Here is a 20,697-nt window from a genome sequence, read left to right as displayed (position 1 = left end):
AAACATATTAAGTATAAATGAACTATTTTTAGATAATTTGTAGACTGCGATCAGTAAAGGTTGCCTGATCGCATATAACCTCGAGATTATATCCCATTCACAGAGAATATCTCATTAATGAAATTAATGAGATATTCTCTTCGTTTTTCGGGGGGTAAAAAATAGTCGCAAACCCTGTCTTGTTCATCTGTATCGCCGTCGGCATCAACCGTCCTCAATACCCATTCATACCAATTTAATGAAGCGCCTTCAGGTCGCAGAATAATACATGATGAACCATGAGAATTACTCAATGGAGGTTTCAACCAATAAGTTGCGATGCGTTTTTCAGAGTCGACATGTGGGTGACTTAATTCAAGAATGCTATTTTTGGAATTTTCTATGCGAAGAACTACGTCGGAAATTTCCGGAAAATCATGAACATGTAATCCGTTTTTTCGTGATACAAATTTAAACCATCCCACCAAAGATTCGGTATATTTAGGAATTACCGCAGTCAAAAAATCATCATTTTCAACACTGTTATTGGGTATTTCCCATCCGCTTGGGCGGGGCTTCTCGACGAGAACTCGTTTGAGTTCATTTAACCATTGCGTAACCGCATCAGGTAGATCCTGCTGTCCATTTGCCCATCGACGGACAGTTGTCGGATGAGTGTTTAAAATCTCTGCCAGACCACGCTGTGACCAATGAAGAGCCGTGAGCGCTTCAGCGAATTCCTGTTTTGTCATCATCAAAAGTTACTCCTCTCGATTGCCTGAGCTTTTTTGCTCTCGACGTGCGCATTGTGCGCACAGATATGGTTCGCTGTCCAGCAATAAATCATCCAGGAATTTTGTCCAATATTTCGGCGACGCATTGGACGTTCGTTGTTGAAGCAGACATTCCGCTCACCCCGCAAAGCAGACATCCTCCTCAATACCGATACTGCCACAACACCCCCACACTACTCCCCGGATCATTCTCTGGCGTCGTAAAGCCCGTCACGTTTCCGCCTGTGCCGACTGTTGTATTGAGTTTCAGGTGCTTGGTCAGATCGACCTGCACCTGCGCCTGCGTGCCGCTGCCGGAGGTCGCCTGCTTGGCGCCGACATAGACGCCTTTCATTACATACTTGCCTGCCTCGACACTGGCGCCGCCATTGCCGACGCCTGAACCGCCACCGATGGCGAGACGATCCAGACCGAGGGTTTTGCGGACGGTTCCGAGTGGGTCAAAGCCAGCGCCGCCCGCGATGGTCGCCAGAGCCGCGCCAAGTTCGGCCATCTGCGTGGTGGACAGCGAATGCGAGTCCGTTCCGAACAGAAGCATCGCCAGAATCTGATCCTGTGGCAGGGACGGAATGGATTCAAAGGTGATCTTCGGATCGCTGGCGTAACCGCCTACCTTCAGCATGGCCGTCTGGCCGCTGACACTACGCTCCGCGACAAAGTCCAGCGTCGGGTCGAGTTTGTGAGTCACGCCCGTGCCGTCAAACCCAACACGACCTTTTGTAAAGTTCAGCGTAATACCACCAAGACTGAACAGGCCGCGCTTCATGTTGAAGCCGCCTTCCACAATCGGCTGCGCCGCCGTTCCCTTCACGCTGAGCAGTCCGGCCATTTCCGCATCCAGACCGTGACCACGCACAAAGAACTCACCCGGCGAATTCAGTTTCAGGTCCAGACCGATAACGCGTTCCGTGGCTTTCTTGTCGGTCTCCGGTGGCTTGTCGCCGGGACGGATCACGTTCAGCGTGGCGACCGAACTCGGCATGGAGTTGGGAATATTGATTTCTACATGCGGCAACTTGACGTTTCCCACAACGTCGATGCGCGTGTCGGCCTGCCCCTTGACGTTAATGTCGGCATCCATGAGGGCCGTCAGGAGATCACTGGCAATCGGCTGTGCTTTGTTCGCGGTGAGATGCAGATCGACCGGCATACCGGGCGCGAACACGCCAACCGTGCCGTTCAGGGCCATCGTGCCCTTGCCTGCCTGCGCGGTGAAGGACTGGATGACCAATCGATCATTCTCAGCAAGCACATTAGCTTCGATATCCGAAAGATGCAGCCCCTGCGAGAAGTCCTGAATATCGCCCTTGTGCAACGTCAGTGAACCACGCGCTGCCGGATGGGCAGCGGTGCCACCTACGGTCATGTCGAAATTGACCATCCCCAGCGCCTGCCGTCCGCTTGCGCCCAGCATGGCGTTGGCGAGGGACAGATCCAGATTGCCGCGCGTGTGCAGATTAATCGGCCCGGTGCTGGATGTCGGCACGGTACCGTCCGCTGACAGATTGACCTTCGGACCGGCGCTGGCATGGGCGTTCAGGCGTGCGGTCGCGCCTGCCAGATCGGCTGTTGCCGCGATTTCAGCAGGCGGCAGCGAAGCCGCGTCACCTGACAGCATCCGCAGACCATGCCCGTCGAGACGCACAGAGCCGCGGGGAGCCCCGAGCGTTCCCGTCACCTTGGCGTCGGCGGACAGGGTGCCGGTTGCGTGCAGCATTGGCGCGAAAGGCTTGGCCAACGCAGGTGTCACGTTCCTGATTGTTGCTGTCAGATTCAGCGCGGGTTTGGCTGTGCCGGCAATATCGATGCTGGCCGGAGCCACGCCCGGAGGCGCGACCGTGGCGCGAAGGCGGTCAACACCCAATGTCTTGCCGTAAGAAACCTTGACAGGCGCTTCAAGTTTTAGGGATTCGCCCTTGGCGTTCGCCGTCAGACGGCTGACGCGCACGCTCTGTTCCGGAAGATTGGCCACAGCCGCCAGATCAAGGGCGGCCGGAGCACCATACAGCTCAGAGAACTTTCCGTTTGCATCAACAGCAATCGCGTTTTGCGGTCCCTTGACCGTCGCCCGCAGGCCACCTGCAATGGAGGGCGCTGCAACCTTGTCGAGTTGCAGGGACAGGTCCGCGCTGGGCGAGCCTTCGGGATCATTGACGAACCCGGTCAGCTTCAGCGCTCCGATACGGTAAGGGGACATCGCCACATCGCCGGTGACGTTGATCGCAGCTTTCAGCGGGCTGTTGTCAGTCGCCGCCGTGCTTTTCAGCGAGGCCGCAAGGGTGCCGCTGACAGGTTGGCCGATCAGGTTCTTCAGATCTGCCAGTCTGGCGACTTTCAGATCAAACGTGCCGAGCGGGATCTTGCGTTTGGAGGGCAGTTCCAGCGCGCCATCTCCATGCACGCTGTTCCAGTCCAGCTTGGTGATTTTCAGAGTGCGATTGCCGTCCTTGTCCTGCGTTGCGGAAAGGTCCGCTTTCAGAGGCGCTTTATCGAGCGTTCCTCCCGCCGTCAGATGCGCTGTTGGCGCGGAAGGCAGGTGGTCGGCGTCAAGGTCGAGCGTGATCGGTCCACGCGGCATCGTGGCCGTGCCGAAATCGCTGGCGAGATGCGCCTTTGCTGAAAGATCATCCGTTGGACCGGAGGCGTCGAGATCAAGTTTCGCTGTGCCACGCAGCATCTTTGCCGCTGCTGACAGATCTGTCAGCGACAGGCTGGCCTGCGCGGCATCCAGCGTGGTCTTGCTGTCCTTTGTGTTCGCTGTGGCGTTCGCCGTGAGATGCAGCGTGCGTCCATCGAGAGTGAACGTATCGAGATGAACGGTCTGTCCGTCATCCTTTTTGGTGAGGGTCGCGTGAGCCGCCAGCTTGCCGGTCGGGCCGATCAGACCGACCGCCTGTTCCAGCCCTTTGAGGGCGGCAATATTACCGGTCAGAGCAACTGTCGTGGTGTCACCGGAGGCTTCCGGTAACGCGAAGTTGGCGGCAAGGTCGGCATGACCTTCCAGCTTCTGCCCACCCACTGCCGCGAGAGGAGCGAGATCAGGCAGATTCAGGGTCGCATTGCCCTTGATGGCGGGCTTCGTGTCGGACTGTGCGTTGAGCTGAAGCAGTGGGTGCGTCAACGCCAGCATAACCGGCGCTGTCGGATTGTTGGGAGCGTATCTGGCGTCCAGCTGCAAGGGCGCGCTGGCCAGCAAGGTCGGAGAACTGCCGGGAATGCGCAGTCCGGACGCCGTCGCATGCAGATGCAGCTGATCGAGCGTCTCGCCCTGCCCCATCCCGTCGAAATTCACATCAAGCGCCCCGACCTGCGCGTCACCTGCCGCAAGCTGCTTCACGGACAGCGTTCCGGTTCCGGCGGGCGCGGTATAGGGACCACTCAATTTTGCAGCGAGGGCGATGGACTGCCAGCCGATGCTATTGCTGAGCGACATGGCGGGCGCATTGAGAGCGGCGGCAACATCAGCCGTATTGGCGACGAGGTTGAGCTTGCCCTTCACCGTGCTGGTGATGCTTCCCGCCTGCGCGCCGAAATCGAGGGCGGCGGCCTCCGTGGGGCCGGCCAGATGCAGGGTCAGGGAAACGGGCGTGACCTCCGGCATCTTGCTCAGCCCCGCAACGATGCCGTCCTTGCCGTCCTGCGCGGTCAGGTCGAGCGTCAGGGCCCGTGACTGGGTTTTGGCCGCAACCTTCAATGCCCCGTCTGCATCGAGGCGTTTCAGATCAACCAGAATATCGGCCTTCGGAAGATCCTTGAGGGACAGTCCGTTGATCAGCGCATCCAGTTCCGGGGCGGCGGCATGACCCTGCAGGGAGAAGGCTGCCGACAGTCCAGCGACGGGGGCGCCAATCTCGATCCGTTTGGCGTCCACCGCCCTGATGTCGATCCCGAGACCGGTCTTTGTAGGACCGCTGGAGGGCGTCGCCGGTTTGGAGCTGTCACTGACCGGCAGACGCGGCAGGGCCAGCCGGTCGCAGCTGAGCAGATCAACATGCACCGTGCGGCCGACCATGCGGAGCGGCGACCAGTCGAGACGCAGATTCTCGATGGTGAGCCAGACGCCTTTTGTATCCCGCAACTCGATATGCGCGATTTTCAGGGCGTCTGGAAAGCGTCCGCTCAGGCCCGTCACAACAACGGTATTACCCGTCAGCGAGGCCGCTTCCCGTTCAATGAAGTGACGTCCCGGATCAATATTCGCACCGACAAGCACAACACCGACGACCAGCACGGCGAGCCCTGCGACCGAGGCGGCGGCAATCCCGCTTCCTCTGGCAATACGGCGACCAAGGGAACGACGCGGCTTAGGGGGAGCATCAGGTGTCGTATCGGACATCAGAAGGTTTCTCCGAGACCGATATAGAGTTCCCACTTGTCGCCGCGTGGCTGGCGGTTAAGCGGCACAGCGATATCGAGACGCACGGGGCCGATGGGTGTGAAATACCGCGCTCCCGCACCCGCACCGACGCGCACCTTGCCGGTAAAGGGCGCGCTGCTCGACCCCACCTGTCCCGCGTCCATGAAAGCCGCTGCACCCCAGCTCTTGAAAAACCGCTGACGGAACTCGACTGTTCCGGCATCCAGCGATGTGCCGCCGATCGCATATTTGGAATTGGGAAACTGTGGTCCGACGCCCTGATACCGGAAACCGCGGATGGTCGCCGTGCCACCGCCATAGAGCCGCTGATCGGGTGGAATGTCGTATGTGGACGCCCCTTGCACGCTGCCGACAATTCCCCTGAACGCGAACACACTTCGGCCCGGTTGTGTCAGCCCCAGCCTTGCAAGATCGAAATAGGTCGAGGCGTTGGCCTGAAGCAGGGCGAAGAAGCTGGTGCCGTGGTTGAAGGACGCCGAGGGTGTCACGCTTAGGGAGACGCGCATGCCGTGGGTTGCCGGATCAAGAGGCGAAGGCAGATCGGTATTGTCATAGTTGGCGCTGAGAGGCGCAAAGATAAGAGAATAGTCACGGGTGACGCCAAACTGCTCGATCTTTTCCTGCTCTGCCGCCAGTCCATAGGACACATTCCAGCGCTTGCTGATCTGGCGGACGATACCGCCCCTCAGAATGATGGCTGTCTGGCGGTAGGAATAGAAAAGCTGCCGGATGCCTTCGACCCTGAAACTGGCGTTCTGACGACGACCGGGGAAATCCGGCTTGAAGAGGTCAGCATACACATCATAGCCGAACCCCTGCTGGGCCGTGCCACCGACGCCCGTGACCAGAGCCGTGAGCTTCAGCCGTTCGGCGTTACCAAACAGGTTGTGATGCGTCCACGACGCACCGACGCGGCCACCAAGGTCGGTCGAATAGCCGGCTTCGGCTCCAACCGTGTGACGCTTGGCTTCCTTGAAACTGAAAGCCAGCGGCATGCTGCCATCGGGTGCAAGTTTGGGCGCATCCTTCACACCCACAGTCGAAAAGATCCCGAGAGAGGCCAGATCCTGCCGGGAATCCTCAATTCTGGAAGGCTGGTAGAGCTGTCCCGGCGCAATCGTGAGACGTCTGCGGACAAATCTGGGATTGGTGTAATCCAGCCCGTTCAGCGTGATCTTTCCGATATCGGCTTTTGGTCCGATGGTGACAGGATACATCAGGTCGAGCGTTCTTGAGGTCGGCTGAAGCCAGGCGGTCGGCACATCGACCTTGGCCAGAGGATGGCCTTCTTCCTTGAGCGTATCGTTCAGCTGATTGGCGGCCTGCAGGACATCGCTCGCAACCGCAGGCGCTCCCGTCTTCATCCCGAACGCCTTCTGCTGGCTTTCAGTAAGAGTGACCGGTTTTTTGGTGTCTGGCTCGACGAGTTTTACGGAACCGACATGGTAGAGTGGCCCGGTCTTTGCCGTGACCTTGATGAAGAGCACCTGTCCCGACGGCATGGACGCCAGCCACAGCGGCAGACCAATATCCTGTCCGTCCATCGACATCTGAGGCGGGACCTGAGCGTTCTTCGGACGGTCCACCGTGATGGTGATCTCGCCGTCATAAAAGCCGAAACTCTCCAGCGCCGTGTTCAGGCGGCTGTATTCGTTTCTGATTCGCCCGGCGAGAGCAAACGGACCCACTGCCCGCGTTTTCTGGAGACTCAACAGATCGGATGAGGACGTCATGACAGCGTCGACATCCGCATTGCCCGTCGGTTCGATCTTTGTCGTATAGGACACCGTCGGCCCTATCGGCTCCGGCGTCTTTTCCTTCTGCTTCTTACTGTCTCCACTGGCAGCAAGGGTGGGTTGCGCTGCGCTCAGAAGAACCACGAAAGCAGACGCGACTTTCCACCATGACCTGTCAACACGCGGCTGGCGGCAGCGTGCGGCGCTGGGCTCCCCCTGATCGCACATCTTCTTATGTGCACGGGAGACTTGCGGGGAGACTGCGAAGGCGGACATCAAACCCTTAATGACAAGAATTTTCCTGAACGACGAGGTGAGTCCGACTCTTTTTATAATGATCTATGTCGTTTTTTTGGTCCGCCTGTCGTCCGTTGTCGAAAATCGTGATTTGAGGGTATGGAGAGGGATGCACCCAGTACTCCTTCTTCCCCTCCTGGACGGAGAGGCATATGCGCGCTTTTGCTAAGCCTTCCACTTCCGCACCTCTGAAAAGACGTGGTTCTCCGTTCCGGGCCGACCCAGCCGAACTGGACCGAATCGATGCAAAAGAGCGGGAACAGGCGAAGCACAGCCTTTTTCCATGCATCCGCGGCGTAAGCAGACTCCTTGCCATTACGGTATGGGTTCCGCTCTCCGTCGGGTTCGAAGCAGTGCTACTGCTCGTGCCCGGCAATACAAAAATCCGCTGGACGCGGGTGATCTGGGGCGTGCTGTGCCGTCTGCTGTCCCTGAAGATCAACGTCATCGGACGTCGGGCGGGCGGTGTCACGGGACCGAAATCGCGGGCACGCGGTGAGCGGCCGATCATCTACATCTCCAACCATTCGAGCTGGATCGACGTGCCGGTTCTCGGCACAGTTCTGCCCTCCGTTTTCGTGGCCAAGGGCGATATCGAACATTGGCCGATCATGGGACTGATCTCAAAGATCGGTCGCACCATTTTCGTCAGCCGCCAGCGCAATACGACTGGCCGTGAGCGCGATGAGATGACGTCCCGTCTCGCCAATGGCGACAATCTCGTGCTGTTTCCGGAAGGCACGTCCTCCGATGGCTCGCGCGTTCTTCCATTCATGTCGGCTTTTTTTGCCATAGCGAAGCCGCCACGCCTGCGGGAGCCGGAAGCAACCCAGATGCTACCGGATTTTCCGCCCGGCATGACGCCCCTGATCCAGCCCGTCTCGCTTGTCTATGACAGACTCGACGGGTTTCGCATCGGCAAGGCCCGTCGCACCGTATTTTCCTGGTATGGCGACATGGATCTTGGTCCCCACGTCTGGCAGCTGGTGAAGCGGAAATCCATGCGGGCTACCGTGCTGCTGCACCCACCTCTCGATCCCGAGGATTTTCCGAGTCGGAAGGCTCTGGCGCAGGCCACATGGCGTGCCGTCACAAACGGTGCCGCCCGTCTCCGCCAGAATGACGAGCCCGATCCGCCGGAATGGCAGGTGCGGCTCAAAGGACCAGCCAATTCATCACGGAACCGTGAAAACAAAAGGTTTCCTTGACAAATCCTTTGTATCTTTCGCCTGATGGAGACTGAAGGTCTGACCAAGTCACATTGGTCGCAACCCCAGCGTGAAGAGAGGTTCATGGCTTGATTGCCTTTCGCACTTCTTCTGCTTCTTCGTCCTTTGGCTCCGGCGTCGTGAGTTTCTGCCCTTGACCCGGACGCCCGCAATCAGGATTCCTCCCCTCTGTCGCACGGAATGGTCCGGCGGCGTGCCGGAACGAGCCTGAACTGTGACGACTGATCTCCCCACCACACTCCATAGCGCCAGCGCGTCGGAGGCCCGCCCCAACACCCGTGGTCTGCACATGATCACATGGGGCTGCCAGATGAACGTGTATGACAGCGCCCGCATGACGGATGTCCTGCGCCCGCTCGGCTATGCGCCGGTGGATGATCCCGCGCAGGCGGACATGATCATTCTCAACACCTGCCACATCCGTGACCGCGCCGCCGAGAAGGTGTTTTCCGAACTGGGACGGCTGCGTCACATCAAGGAGGAACGGAGCACCGAAGGTCGCCAGACCGTTCTGGCCGTGGCAGGATGCGTTGCGCAGGCGGAAGGTGAGCAGATCCTCAAGCGTGCGCCCTATGTGGACATCGTGCTCGGCCCACAGACCTATCACCGCCTGCCGGAGATGGTGGCCCGCGCCGCTCGCGCCGGTGGGTCCGTGATCGATACGGATTTCCCTGCCGAGCAGAAGTTCGACTTTCTGCCCGACAGTGAAGCGCCGCAGACCGCGGGCAATGTGACCGCTTTCCTCACGGTGCAGGAAGGCTGCGACAAGTTTTGCTCGTTCTGCGTGGTGCCTTACACCCGTGGCGCTGAAGCCAGCCGTCCCGTCGCCTCCGTGCTGGCGGAAGCCCGTCGCATGGTCGCAAGCGGCGTGCGCGAACTGACCCTGCTCGGACAGAACGTCAACGCCTATCACGGCGAAGGTCCGGACGGCGGGACATGGAGCCTTGCCCAACTGGCTTACGCGCTGGCGGAAATTCCGGGGCTGGAGCGCATCCGCTACATGACCTCCCACCCGCGCGACATGGGCGATGACCTGATCATGGCGCACCGTGATCTGCCTGCGCTGATGCCCTTCCTGCATCTGCCTGTGCAGGCGGGTTCGGACAAGATCCTCAAGGCGATGAACCGGGGCCATACGGCGGACGAGTATCGCCATCTTGTGGATCGTCTGCGGGCCGTGCGCCCGGATCTGGCCCTGTCCTCCGATTTCATCGTCGGGCATCCGGGTGAAACCGATGAGGATTTCGAGGCGACCATGCAGCTGATCCGCGATGTCGGGTTCGCGCTGGCCTACTCGTTCAAATACTCGATCCGACCGGGAACTCCGGCGGCGGGTGCTCCGTTGCAGGTAGCGGAGGCCGTCAAGGACGAGCGTCTTCAAGCATTGCAGGCACTGCTGCGCGATCAACAGGATTCCTTCAACGACGCTGTTGTGGATGTTGTCGCGCCGGTGCTGTTCACAGGTCGGGGCCGCAAACCGGGCCAGATGGTCGGTCGGTCCCCTTGGCTTCAGCCGGTTCATGTCGATGGACCGGATGATCTGGTCGGCAGGACTGTTCCTGTCCTGATCACAGAACGACGCAGCAATTCGCTGGTCGGAACGCTTGTCGAGGAGTGTATGCCCGCTTGACCCAGCCCATCGCACCCGGAACCTCCCAGCCCCGTCACAAGGGCTCCTCTTCCTCTCCAGCGCGGGACATGTCGCGAACGACAACCCTGCAGTTCGGAGATAACGCCCTTCTGGCGCAACTGGTCGGCGACCATGACCGACATCTGCGTCACATGGCGGAAGCTCTGGGAGTGCGCATTGCCTGCAAGGGCAACCGGATTGCGATTGTCGGGGAACCGGGCCGCACGGCGCTTGCTCACTCCGCGCTGACGACTCTCTATCGCAAGCTGGAGCGTGGCACGCCGATCAACACGGATGAGATCGACGCCGCCATCCGTCTTTCCGACATTCATGCCGCCCTGCGGGATCAGGTGCCCGGTCAGACGCCGGAAGCGGCCACCGAAGTCGAGACGAAGCCGAACAACGGCCCACGGTTGATGATCAATGATCTTCCAGCCATTCGGACCCGTCGGGGGGCTATCGAGCCACGTTCTCCGGGTCAGGCCGCCTATATGGAGATGCTGGCCCGCAATGAGATGGTGTTCGGCGTCGGCCCAGCCGGAACCGGCAAGACCTATCTCGCGGTGGCTCAGGCTGTCGCGATGCTGCAATCAGGCCAGGTCGATCGGATCATTCTGTCGCGGCCTGCTGTTGAAGCGGGCGAACGGCTGGGCTTCCTGCCCGGCGACCTGAAGGAAAAGATCGACCCCTATCTGCGCCCGCTCTACGACGCGCTGCATGATATGATGCCCGGTGATCAGGTCACCCGGCGCATGGCGACTGGCGATATCGAAGTCGCGCCTCTCGCCTTCATGCGTGGTCGCACATTGGCTCATGCCTATGTGATTCTCGATGAAGCGCAGAACACGACCCCTGCGCAGATGAAGATGTTCCTGACCCGCATGGGCAATGGAACACGTATGGTCGTCACAGGTGATCTCAGTCAGGTCGATCTGCCGTCCGGCACGACTTCCGGTCTGCAGGACGCGCTCGATACGCTGGAAGGCGTACAAGGCATCGCCATCAATCGCTTTGACGCGAGAGACGTTGTGCGGCACAGACTGGTAGCGCGCATTGTTGATGCGTATGATGACAAGAAGACGGTGGAACGGGAGACCTCCCGCAACCAGAGATTCCGCCGGGAGCACAATGGAACCGCCAAGTACTGACAGCTGCGCTCTTCAGAGCGCGGCAGACGGCGAGCCCTCCCCTTACGGGGCTGGGCTCTTCCCCTTCCCTCCCACACAGTGGGAGGATGACACCGGAACAGGTGACAATGGTCCCGAGATCATTGTCGAAGACACGGGGTGGCGCGCTGTCGTCCCTCATGTCGAGCGACTGGTCCGACGCGCCAGCGACGCCAGTCTTGTCTGGATGGAGCGTCGCTTTTCCGGAGTGGCCCTTGTGCTTCCGGAAACGATCGTCCTGTCCTCGGACAGGGTCGTGAAAAAGCTCAATGCGCGTCATCGCGGTCGTAACAAACCGACCAATGTCCTGACATTCGAGCCGCCGCCCGGTTATCCCGGTGGCGAAATCATCCTTGCTCTGGGTGTTGTGTGCAGGGAGGCCCTGACTGCGAGAAAACCTGTTGCGCATCATCTGGCGCACCTGATTGCGCACGGCATTCTTCATCTCAGCGGCCATGATCATCATGAAGCTGGCGATGCACGACGCATGGAGATGGAAGAAGCCCGTGTCCTGGCAATGATGGGTCTTCCCAACCCGTGGAAGTCCCGGACATGAGCGACACAGACCATTCAAACGGTGCAAACGGGTCGCAGAAAACCCGTAAAGGCCTGTTTTCTTTTTTCAGTCGCAAAAAAGATCAGGGAGTCCGCCATTCCATTGCTGCACTGGTGCAGGAAGCGGCGGACGCTGGGGAAGGTGGTGATAAAGCCCCTGAGCTGGACCGTCAGGAAAGAGCACTGATCGCCAATGTGCTGCGTCTGCGTGAAACCAGCGCGGATGACGTGATGGTGCCGCGTGCGGACATTGTGGCGATGCCCGCCGATATCAGCCTCGACGATGCACTGGCGATGATGCGGCGCGAGAACCACTCGCGCATGCCGGTCTATCGCGGGCAGCTCGACGATATAGTCGGCATGATCCATGTGAAGGATCTGATTGCCTATGTCGGCACGAGCGAGGCGTTCAATCTGGAAACGCTGCTGCGCCAGCCTCTGATGATCGCGCCGCAGATGCCGGTGCTCGATCTGCTGCTGATGATGCGACAACGACAGGTCCATCTGGCGCTTGTGATCGACGAATATGGCGGTATCGACGGCGTCGTCACCATCGAAGATCTGGTGGAGACGATTGTCGGAGATATTTCGGATGAGCACGATGAACCCTCAGTCGCACTGATTGTCGAACGCCCCGACGGCTCCTTCGACGTGGACGCCCGCTGCCCGGTAGAGACGTTCGAGGAACAGATCGGCCCGATCCTGACAGACTCAGAGCGGGAAGCGGAGATCGAGACCATTGGCGGTCTGGTCTTCCGGCTTGCGGGTCATGTCCCGACACGCGGTGAAGTCCTGAACCATGAAAGCGGCTTTGTTTTCCGCATTCTGGATGCGGACGCCCGTCATATCCGCAAGGTTCGTGTCAGAAAACCAACAGAAATTCAGGCACCGCCTGCCGGCACGGGAGCGGAGAACAGCGAAAGCTGACGTGCCAATAAGATAGAAAGATGGAAGCTTCATAACGAGACTTCCATCCGTCTGCGCGAGATTGCCTTTCCCGAAAGTGGAGACCTTCAGACTTCCTCAATAGAGGAGATAGCCGCTGATTTCTGCTTCGGGCTCAAGATAATACGGCACGAAAAATTCCGGATACCCTTCGGAATAAACATGATCAACGCCGCTGGGCGCTACCGCTGGTTTTACGCCATGACTGGTAAGGCAGCTGTAAAGCGTGCTGCGCAGCTGGTCGGAAGCAAGTCCCGTCTGCTTCGTTCCCTGAAACAGATCTTCTGCATACGGCATGCAGGGAGCAGGCGTATGAGCGAGCTTGTTGGCAATCTGCTTTTGCTTGTAGGCAGCGATATCAGCGTCTGAGGCCCAGATTCTGAGCGTATCCGGTGAAGATGGCTGGAGCCACAGGTCGCGCCAGCCGATAGGTCCACCGTGGAAACGCGTCACAGCGATACCTGGCTCTTTGCTGCCATCGGCTCGAACGAGCGTGCCGTGGCATGCCAGGACCTGATAGTGGGAGCCGAAAAGATGGCCTTTTATTTTGCCATCCGTGAAAGCCGTCGCCGGGCTTGCAGGTTTGCTGGTCACCACATCGGGCATTACCGTCGGCGCGTTGGCAACCGCGACGATTGACTGATCCACTGCCGGATCGGCACAATAATTCTTCAGCGGGTCAATGGTATAGGAACATCCGGCCAGAAAGACGGTCAGAACAACGGGAATATAAGATTTCATCGGTTTGACTCGCGGAAATATCCCTGTCAGGCCACAGGAGAAACCCCGCTGCCTTTTGACTGCGAGGCGACAAAAACCTGTTTCTGCCTAACCTTCGGCTTCCGGCTGGTCAATCACTCACAAGGTGAGAGGAGCCATTCATTCTCCGGCAAGCTCTTTAAACCGCGCAAAATCCGGCTGCCCGTCGAACAGGAACAGCATGTAGTAATCGAGGTAATGGCGTCGGTTGCGCGCAACTTTCGTATAAAACGGATAGACGTCAAACGGTCCCTGCATGTCTTCCGGACGAGGCTCGCTTTCCAGAATACATTTGGCCCTGAACAGAGGCGCATAGGTGGCGGAATCCTCAACGTCCCGCCGACGCACATGATAAAGGTTCTTCCGAAAATGCTTCATCCTGTCAGGCAGGATGAATACGATGCCTTTTTCAATGAAGGGGCGAGGCAGATCCTCACCCCTCATATAACGCAGGCTTTCCGGCATATCGCAGAACCAGGGATGATCCTGAACGATCACGGTTCATCCCCGGCCACAGCAACACCTTTCATCAGGCTCAGACGTCGAGATTGGCGACCTTGAGGGCGTTGCCGACAATGAAGTCACGACGCGGCTCAACCACATCACCCATCAGCGTCGAGAAGACCGCGCCAGCCTCTTCCATGTCCTCGACACGGACCTGAAGCAGGGTGCGGGTCGCCGGGTCGAGCGTGGTGTCCCAAAGCTGCTCGTCGTTCATCTCGCCGAGGCCTTTGAAGCGGTTGATCGCCAGCCCCTTGCGTCCCTGCGCCAGCAGACGGGCAAACGCCTCTGCTGGTCCGGCGACGGTGACTTCCGTGCCAGCATCCAGTCTGAGATGAATACCGTTGGAATAATCACGCAAGAACCGCTCCAGATTGGCGGCGAGCCAGCGGGCGTCATTCCCGGCCAGCGTGGAGGCTTCCATGCGATAGGTCTCGCCGATACCGCGCACGCTGCGGCCCATTTCCAGACCGGAATCGTTGAGCGAAATCTTCCAGCCACGCTCGGATTCACGGGAAGCGGCGTCCAGACGTCGCTGCAATTCCGGAACCTGCGCCAGAGCTGCATCGCGATCCGTATTGAAGATTCCGGCAATAGCAGCCTGTTCAATGACCCAGAGCGGGATACGCGACGACAGACGTCCGATGACACGAGACGCATCCCGCATGAAGTTGATCTCTGCGAGCAGATCCTCGCCTTCCAGAACGCGACCCGCCCCCAGCGTCAACGCAGCATTTCCCAGCGCCTTGTCGAGCAGATACTGCTCAAGTGCTGCATCATCCTTGAGGTAGCGCTCTTCATTACCACGCTTGGCGCGATAGAGCGGCGGCTGCGCGATGTAGAGATAGCCCTTCTCAATCAACTCCGGCATCTGGCGGAAGAAGAAGGTTAGCAGCAGCGTGCGGATATGAGAGCCGTCAACGTCAGCGTCAGTCATGATGACGATGCGATGATAACGGAGCTTGCTGATATCAAAGCCACCCTGATCCGCCTCACCGCGCCCGATGCCCGTGCCAAGCGCCGTGATCAATGTGCCGATTTCCGCAGAACCGAGCATACGGTCAAAGCGTGCACGCTCGACGTTCAGGATCTTGCCCTTGAGCGGCAGAATGGCCTGAAAACGACGATCACGTCCCTGCTTGGCAGTTCCGCCAGCGGAGTCACCCTCAACGATGAAAACTTCGGCCTTGGAAGCGTCACGTTCCTGACAGTCAGCCAGCTTTCCCGGCAGCGAGGAAATATCCAGCACGCCCTTGCGGCGGGTCAGTTCACGGGCACGACGGGCAGCCTCACGTGCGGAAGCGGCATCGAGCACCTTGGCGACGACCAGCTTCGCTTCTTTCGGATGCGTCTCGAACCAGTGGCCGATCATGTCGGCCGCAGCCGTATGCACGACCGGCTGCACTTCTGATGAAACCAGCTTGTCCTTGGTCTGCGAAGAGAATTTCGGGTCAGGCACTTTGACCGACAGCACGGCGGTCAGACCTTCGCGCATATCCTCGCCTACCAGCGAAGCCGAATCTTTCTTTGCAATGCTTTCCGCGTATTTGCCCACGATGCGCGTCAGCGCCTGCCGGAAACCGGCCAGATGCGAGCCACCATCCCGCTGCGGGATGTTGTTCGTGAAGCACAGCATCGTTTCATGATAGCTGTCGTTCCAGGTCAGGGCGAACTCGACCTTGATGCCGTTTTCCGGGTTTTCAAGACTGCCCGAAATGGGCGGAACAATGATTGGCGTGCGGGCGCGATCGAGCCACTCCACGAACGCGATCAGGCCGCCATCATAATGAAAGACTTCTTCCCTGAACGGCTCGGTGCGTTCATCGCGCAGAGTAATTTTCAAGCCGGAATTCAGGAATGCCAGCTCACGGAGACGGCGCTCCAGCACAGGAAACTCAAAGATTGTCTTGGCAAATGTCGCAGCACTTGGCTTGAACGTGACCTGAGTACCCCGCTCCTCGTCCGACGGCCCAACGACCGTGAGCGGCTCGATACGCTCACCGTGGGCGAAGCGGATCACATGCTCCAGTCCCTGCCGCCAGATACGCACTTCCATCCACTCGGAAAGGGCGTTCACCACAGCGGCGCCGACGCCATGCAGACCGCCAGAGACCTTGTAGGAATTCTGGTTGAATTTGCCGCCTGCATGAAGCTTGGTCAGAACGACTTCCGCCGCGCTGATCCCTTCTTCCTCATGCATGTCGGTCGGAATACCGCGACCGTTATCGCGCACAGTCACGCTGCCATCGGCGTTCAGGATCAGTTCGCAGTGTGTGGCGAACCCCGCCTGCGCCTCGTCAACGGCGTTATCAATAATTTCGAAGGCCATATGGTGCAGACCGGACCCGTCATCCGTATCACCGATATACATGCCCGGACGTTTGCGTACTGCGTCCAGTCCCTTGAGCACCGAAATGGAGGACGCGCCGTAGTCGTCATTTTCGGCGGAAGAAACAGAACTGGAAGTTTCGGTCATAACGGGATGAGTACTCCGGTCGTTCGCATAGGGTGCAGCGGAGGATGTTTATAGCCTCTTCTCGCGTTCACGACCAGCATATGAGACGCCTATGCACGTCTTCTTCTAAGGTTTTTCCGCCTTTTCCCGGCGTATTTTTCAGTCAGTGCGCGCTGCGACAATCTGGCCGTCCTGTAGCGTGACGAAACTGGCCTTATCGGTCAGTGGCGCAAAGGGAGAGCGATCGGTCCCTGTCAGCAAAACCGGCGTCTGAAAATCGAGCAACGTCTCAAGCAGGGCTTTCCGACGCCGCTGATCGAGATGCACCAGAGGTTCATCGAGTAAAAGCATCGGCGCGGTTCCGGCGCCCTCCCCCATCAGGCGGGCATGCGCCAGAATGATGTCGATCAGCAGAGCTTTCTGCTGTCCCGTACTGGCCTCCGCCGCCTGCCGTCCTGTCTCCAGATCCCGAAGCGTAAAATCGGTGCGATGCGCTCCGACAATCGCATGGCCACGTTGCCGGTCTGCTGTGCGCCCTTCCCACAGAACGCTCCGCAACCAGTCTTCAACCGCAAGCGCCGGCTCATTATCGAGCCGATCAGCAATGGGGCAAAGTAAGGAAAGATGCGCGGAAGGAAAGGCTCCCTGCGGATCTGCGCCCATGACGTTCAGGCGTGAAACCATCTCCCGTCTTGCCGCGACAACGGCCACGCCATGTCGCGCCATGGCGTCCTCGATCCCTGACAGCCAGACATCATCCGTCCGTCCTTCGGAGAGAAAACGATTCCGCTGCGCTGTCGCCCGTTCGCAGGCGGCCAGTTCGGGCGCGTGCTGCGGCACCATCGCCACGACGAGGCGATCCAGAAAGCGGCGACGTCCGCTCGCGCTCTCGCCAAACAGCCGATCCATTTGCGGGGTCAGCCAGACAGCGGACAGATTGGCCGCCGCAATATCTCGCGCGCGCATCTGCGAACCATCGAGTAGAAACTTGCGCGCACCCGACTGTCCGGCCTCCATGCCAGTGGAGACCTCGAAATCGCTTGTATTGTCAGAAAAACGGGCGGTAACGCCCCAACCTGTTAGAGCGGGCTCGCCGGAAGCTTCCCGCAAAGGAAGATCCGCATTTCTGGCCCCGCGAAGGCCTCGGCCCGGAACCAGCAGCGACAATGCTTCCAGAAGATTGGTCTTGCCGCTGCCGTTCTCACCGGTGATCACAACCGGCGAGCACTCCGGCTCCCACACAAACCTTCGATAATTGCGGAAACCGGCCAGAACGAGACGATCAAGAGACGTCATGGCTGCGACCGGTCAGAAAGAATGGCCCAGATCAGACCCGCATGGGCATCAGGACGTAAAGCGCCGAAGGGCTGTCCACGTCACGCACGATGGTCGGAGCCGAACTGTCGGCAAAGACGAACTCCACATCCTTGCTTACCTGATCAGTGATGTCGTTCAGATAGCGAGCCTGAAACCCGATCTCCATGTCGTCACCGTCATAGGTGACGCGCGTGTCGTCCAGCTCTTCCTTCGCTGTGCCCTGATCGGCGCTCGTGGCGGAAAGGATGAGCAGATCACGCGAGAGAACCAGCTTCACGGGGCGCGAACGTTCCTGGCTGATGGCTGCGACGCGCCCAACCGCATCGGAGAAATCCTTCTTGCCGACGCGCAGGGTGCGGTTGTTGCCGGATGGAATCACCCGCTGATATTCCGGGAACGTGCCATCGATCAGTTTGGATGTCAGGGTGATGGACCCCACGCCGAACTGGATGCGGGTATCGGAGACAGAGACATCCACCTCATCCGGCGCTTCGTCCAGCAGCTTGCGGATTTCACCAATGGTCTTGCGCGGGATGATCACGCCCGGCATGCCGGAAGCCCCGGCAGGAACCTCGGTTTCGACACGAGCCAGACGGTGTCCGTCTGTAGCAACCGCGCGCAGCAGACCGCCTGCCTCACCCTCTGTGACGTGCATGTAGATGCCGTTCAGGTAGTAGCGGGTTTCTTCCGTGGAAATGGCGAAGCGGGAACGGTCGATCAGGGATTTTAGCACACCGCTATTCAACTTGAACTGGTGTGGAAGATCACCGGCTACCATGGAGGGGAAATCATCGACCGGAAGAGCGTTCATCCGCGTCGTGTAGCGCCCGGCGCGGAGATCAAGCTGCGCCTCGCCGCCGGGATGGCTGAGTTCGACTTCAACACCGTCCGGCAGCTTGCGAACGATTTCATACAGCACGGCGGCAGGAGCCGTCACCGCGCCCGGCGTATGGATTTCAGCCGGCACTTCCTCGACAACCGCGATTTCCATGTCTGTAGCGGTCAGACTCAGATGACCGTTATTGGCGTCAATCAGCACATTGGCGAGGATGGGAATTGTGTTCCGCTTCTCGGCAACGCTCTGAATATGTGCAAGAGCCTTGAGCAGCGTTGCGCGATCGGCCGTAAACTTCATCGACACCAGTTCCCCTGTCCGCGGACTTTGTTTCCGTGTTCCAACCCTGATCAAGCAGATCGGAAATCAAGGCAGGCAATCTAGCAGGGGACACGTCCCGGGCAAAGAGTCGCAGCCCGGTTTTCTTTGTGGAACAGCGTGTTTTCTTGCGTCAGCTCTCAAGCATCCGACGCAGAAGCTCGACATCCTCGGCAAACGCCGTGTCCCGCTCCATAAGCTCCTGCACGCGAGAGACAGCATGCATGACCGTCGTGTGATCGCGGTTGCCAAATTTGCGTCCGATTTCCGGCAGCGAGCGACTGGTCAACTGCTTGGCCAAATACATGGCGACCTGCCGGGGACGCGCAACGGCCCGGGCGCGGCGGGCGGAAGACATGTCGGTCAGACGGATGTTCCAGTGCTCGGAGACCTTGCGCTGGATTTCCTCGATCGTCACGCGGCGGTCATGGGCCTTGAGAATATCGTGCAGAACGTCCTGCGTGGATTCCAGCGTGATCGGACGCCCGAACAGATTGGCGTGAGCGATCAGCCGGTTCAGCGCCCCCTCAAGCTCACGCACATTGGTGGTGATCTTGTGGGCAAGAAACTCCAGAACCTTGCCCGGCACAACCACGCCCGAAGCCGTGGCTTTCGCTTCCAGAATGGAGATGCGAAGCTCGAACGTCGTCGCATGGATATCCGCGACCATACCGCAGCCGAGCCGTGTTCTCAGACGATCCTCAAGACCGGACAGATCGGACGGCGACTTGTCTGCTGACACGACAATCTGTCGTCCCGCATCGACCAGCGCATTGAACGTATGGAAGAACTCTTCCTGCGTATTATCCTTACCGATCAGGAACTGAAGATCATCAATCATCAGCACATCGACCGAACGCAGATGGTCCTTGAACTCGACAGTCGACTGGGAGCGGATGGCGGCGATGAAGCGGTACATGAACTTCTCGGCCGACATATACGCTACCGAGATACCGCCCCGACGTATCAACTCAGCACCAATGGAGTGCATGAGATGCGTTTTGCCGAGACCAACACCGCCATACAGAAATAGCGGATTGAAGCCGACGCTGGATGGTTTTTCGGCGACACGGCGCGCGCAGGCGTAGGCAAACTCGTTGGGCTTGCCGACGACGAACGTATCAAACGTGAAACGCTGATCAAGCGGAGCCACTAGATCGGATCTTGTATCTGAGACACGATCGCTCGGGGCGGAAGCAGCGCGAGCCGCTGGTGCGGGCGTCACTTCAGCAGGCGCAGCAGACGCGCCACCCTCCCCATCAGCCGCAGGAGGCGCGGCGACCACATCCCCCGGACGCATGACCTGAAGTTCGACGCGACGAATGGCGGGAATTTCCTGATTCCACAGCGCACTCAGCCGATCACCATACTGGCTCCGGACCCAATCCCGCAGAAAGCGTGTGGGGAGCATCAGGGTGACTTCATCACCATCGACAGGACCAAGAACAATCTGCTGAAGCCAGGTCCGGTATTCGACGTCCCCGACTTCGGCTCTCATGCGGCCTGCAATCCTGTCCCACGCCTCTGTGAGCAGACCTGACATACCACCTGAAGCAGACTGCGATCCGGCACCTTCATCTGAACTCAACGGCATTTCGGAGGATGGGGTTACCGGCATCGTTTCTGCACACTCACTTCCCCGGATCATTGCTGGATCAGAGCGGCCCTGCAAAGCCATCCCAGCACGTTCGGCGACCAAATCATAAAGACACGCCCGCATTGCGGACAAAACACACCTTCAGGGAAGACCCCCGAGGTTCATTTCGGACAAAAACAGCCGGATAACGGCAGCATGCTGAATTC

Annotated in this window: 14 protein-coding genes; 5 read left to right on the top strand and 9 right to left on the bottom strand. The window is 59.0% G+C overall.

The features are described from left to right. Window positions 1-86 precede the first annotated feature (86 nt). The 3 genes from EMQ_RS00070 to EMQ_RS00060 form a co-directional block, all read right to left on the bottom strand. Window positions 87-734 (bottom strand): helix-turn-helix domain-containing protein, encoded by a 648-nt coding sequence (locus EMQ_RS00070; protein ID WP_035349753.1) that lies wholly within the window; start codon window positions 732-734, stop codon window positions 87-89. A gap of 181 nt (window positions 735-915) precedes the next feature. Continuing rightward, window positions 916-5,109 (bottom strand): translocation/assembly module TamB domain-containing protein, encoded by a 4,194-nt coding sequence (locus EMQ_RS00065; protein WP_010666706.1) that lies wholly within the window; start codon window positions 5,107-5,109, stop codon window positions 916-918. After that, window positions 5,109-7,163: an autotransporter assembly complex protein TamA gene (locus EMQ_RS00060; protein WP_018307677.1), complete on the bottom strand. Its 2,055-nt coding sequence runs from the start codon at window positions 7,161-7,163 to the stop codon at window positions 5,109-5,111. Before EMQ_RS00060 ends, EMQ_RS00065 begins: the two co-directional genes overlap by 1 nt. Before the next feature lie 173 nt (window positions 7,164-7,336). Here EMQ_RS00060 and EMQ_RS00055 point away from each other — a divergent pair, with 173 nt between their 5' ends. From EMQ_RS00055 to EMQ_RS00035, 5 genes are all read left to right on the top strand, one after another. Continuing rightward, window positions 7,337-8,392, top strand: a complete 1,056-nt coding sequence (locus tag EMQ_RS00055) for a lysophospholipid acyltransferase family protein (protein WP_010668398.1) — start codon at window positions 7,337-7,339, stop codon at window positions 8,390-8,392. A gap of 310 nt (window positions 8,393-8,702) precedes the next feature. After that, window positions 8,703-10,043, top strand: a complete 1,341-nt coding sequence (gene miaB / locus EMQ_RS00050) for a tRNA (N6-isopentenyl adenosine(37)-C2)-methylthiotransferase MiaB (protein ID WP_231368034.1) — start codon at window positions 8,703-8,705, stop codon at window positions 10,041-10,043. A gap of 68 nt (window positions 10,044-10,111) precedes the next feature. Then, a complete protein-coding gene (locus EMQ_RS00045; RefSeq protein WP_018307678.1) occupies window positions 10,112-11,191 on the top strand; it encodes a PhoH family protein in 1,080 nt (359 codons plus the stop codon). Next, window positions 11,172-11,765, top strand: coding sequence for an rRNA maturation RNase YbeY (ybeY, locus tag EMQ_RS00040; RefSeq protein ID WP_018307679.1), 594 nt, complete (start codon window positions 11,172-11,174; stop codon window positions 11,763-11,765). Before EMQ_RS00045 ends, ybeY begins: the two co-directional genes overlap by 20 nt. After that, the gene (locus tag EMQ_RS00035) at window positions 11,762-12,691 is read left to right on the top strand and encodes a hemolysin family protein (protein WP_010666409.1); all 930 of its coding nucleotides are present in this window, start codon (window positions 11,762-11,764) and stop codon (window positions 12,689-12,691) included. Before ybeY ends, EMQ_RS00035 begins: the two co-directional genes overlap by 4 nt. 96 nt (window positions 12,692-12,787) lie before the next feature. On the opposite strand, the gene EMQ_RS00030 is transcribed toward EMQ_RS00035, so the two are convergent. From EMQ_RS00030 to dnaA, 6 genes are all read right to left on the bottom strand, one after another. Further along, window positions 12,788-13,450 (bottom strand): hypothetical protein, encoded by a 663-nt coding sequence (locus EMQ_RS00030; protein WP_010666410.1) that lies wholly within the window; start codon window positions 13,448-13,450, stop codon window positions 12,788-12,790. Between the two features lie 138 nt (window positions 13,451-13,588). Continuing rightward, window positions 13,589-13,933 (bottom strand): hypothetical protein, encoded by a 345-nt coding sequence (locus EMQ_RS00025; protein ID WP_010666411.1) that lies wholly within the window; start codon window positions 13,931-13,933, stop codon window positions 13,589-13,591. 70 nt (window positions 13,934-14,003) lie between these two features. Further along, window positions 14,004-16,445, bottom strand: a complete 2,442-nt coding sequence (gene gyrB, locus EMQ_RS00020; protein WP_010666412.1) for a DNA topoisomerase (ATP-hydrolyzing) subunit B — start codon at window positions 16,443-16,445, stop codon at window positions 14,004-14,006. 138 nt (window positions 16,446-16,583) lie between these two features. After that, window positions 16,584-17,720, bottom strand: coding sequence for a DNA replication/repair protein RecF (gene recF / locus EMQ_RS00015; RefSeq protein ID WP_010666413.1), 1,137 nt, complete (start codon window positions 17,718-17,720; stop codon window positions 16,584-16,586). Between the two features lie 31 nt (window positions 17,721-17,751). Then, a complete protein-coding gene (gene dnaN, locus EMQ_RS00010) occupies window positions 17,752-18,876 on the bottom strand; it encodes a DNA polymerase III subunit beta (RefSeq protein ID WP_010666414.1) in 1,125 nt (374 codons plus the stop codon). Window positions 18,877-19,027: 151 nt separating this feature from the next. Continuing rightward, complete coding sequence (dnaA, locus tag EMQ_RS00005) at window positions 19,028-20,437, bottom strand: chromosomal replication initiator protein DnaA (protein WP_132012017.1); 1,410 nt, start codon at window positions 20,435-20,437, stop codon at window positions 19,028-19,030. Window positions 20,438-20,697: the final 260 nt, after the last annotated feature.

Origin of the sequence: Acetobacter aceti NBRC 14818 (genome assembly GCF_000193495.2) — a bacterium.
GTDB classification, from domain to species: domain Bacteria; phylum Pseudomonadota; class Alphaproteobacteria; order Acetobacterales; family Acetobacteraceae; genus Acetobacter; species Acetobacter aceti.
Note: the sequence above shows the minus strand (reverse complement) of the source record. Positions and strands in the feature narration are given on the sequence as shown.

What these genes read in the sequence shown, in the direction of transcription:
- EMQ_RS00025 (WP_010666411.1), bottom strand. Translation starts at nt 13,933, where the DNA reads ATGCCGGAAAGCCTGCGTTATATGAGGGGTGAGGATCTGCCTCGCCCC.
- EMQ_RS00055 (WP_010668398.1), top strand. Translation starts at nt 7,337, where the DNA reads ATGCGCGCTTTTGCTAAGCCTTCCACTTCCGCACCTCTGAAAAGACGT.
- EMQ_RS00060 (WP_018307677.1), bottom strand. Translation starts at nt 7,163, where the DNA reads ATGTCCGCCTTCGCAGTCTCCCCGCAAGTCTCCCGTGCACATAAGAAG.
- dnaN (WP_010666414.1), bottom strand. Translation starts at nt 18,876, where the DNA reads ATGAAGTTTACGGCCGATCGCGCAACGCTGCTCAAGGCTCTTGCACAT.
- EMQ_RS00030 (WP_010666410.1), bottom strand. Translation starts at nt 13,450, where the DNA reads ATGAAATCTTATATTCCCGTTGTTCTGACCGTCTTTCTGGCCGGATGT.
- EMQ_RS00045 (WP_018307678.1), top strand. Translation starts at nt 10,112, where the DNA reads ATGTCGCGAACGACAACCCTGCAGTTCGGAGATAACGCCCTTCTGGCG.
- EMQ_RS00035 (WP_010666409.1), top strand. Translation starts at nt 11,762, where the DNA reads ATGAGCGACACAGACCATTCAAACGGTGCAAACGGGTCGCAGAAAACC.
- EMQ_RS00065 (WP_010666706.1), bottom strand. Translation starts at nt 5,109, where the DNA reads ATGTCCGATACGACACCTGATGCTCCCCCTAAGCCGCGTCGTTCCCTT.
- miaB (WP_231368034.1), top strand. Translation starts at nt 8,703, where the DNA reads ATGATCACATGGGGCTGCCAGATGAACGTGTATGACAGCGCCCGCATG.
- ybeY (WP_018307679.1), top strand. Translation starts at nt 11,172, where the DNA reads ATGGAACCGCCAAGTACTGACAGCTGCGCTCTTCAGAGCGCGGCAGAC.
- gyrB (WP_010666412.1), bottom strand. Translation starts at nt 16,445, where the DNA reads ATGACCGAAACTTCCAGTTCTGTTTCTTCCGCCGAAAATGACGACTAC.
- dnaA (WP_132012017.1), bottom strand. Translation starts at nt 20,437, where the DNA reads ATGTCAGGTCTGCTCACAGAGGCGTGGGACAGGATTGCAGGCCGCATG.
- recF (WP_010666413.1), bottom strand. Translation starts at nt 17,720, where the DNA reads ATGACGTCTCTTGATCGTCTCGTTCTGGCCGGTTTCCGCAATTATCGA.
- EMQ_RS00070 (WP_035349753.1), bottom strand. Translation starts at nt 734, where the DNA reads ATGATGACAAAACAGGAATTCGCTGAAGCGCTCACGGCTCTTCATTGG.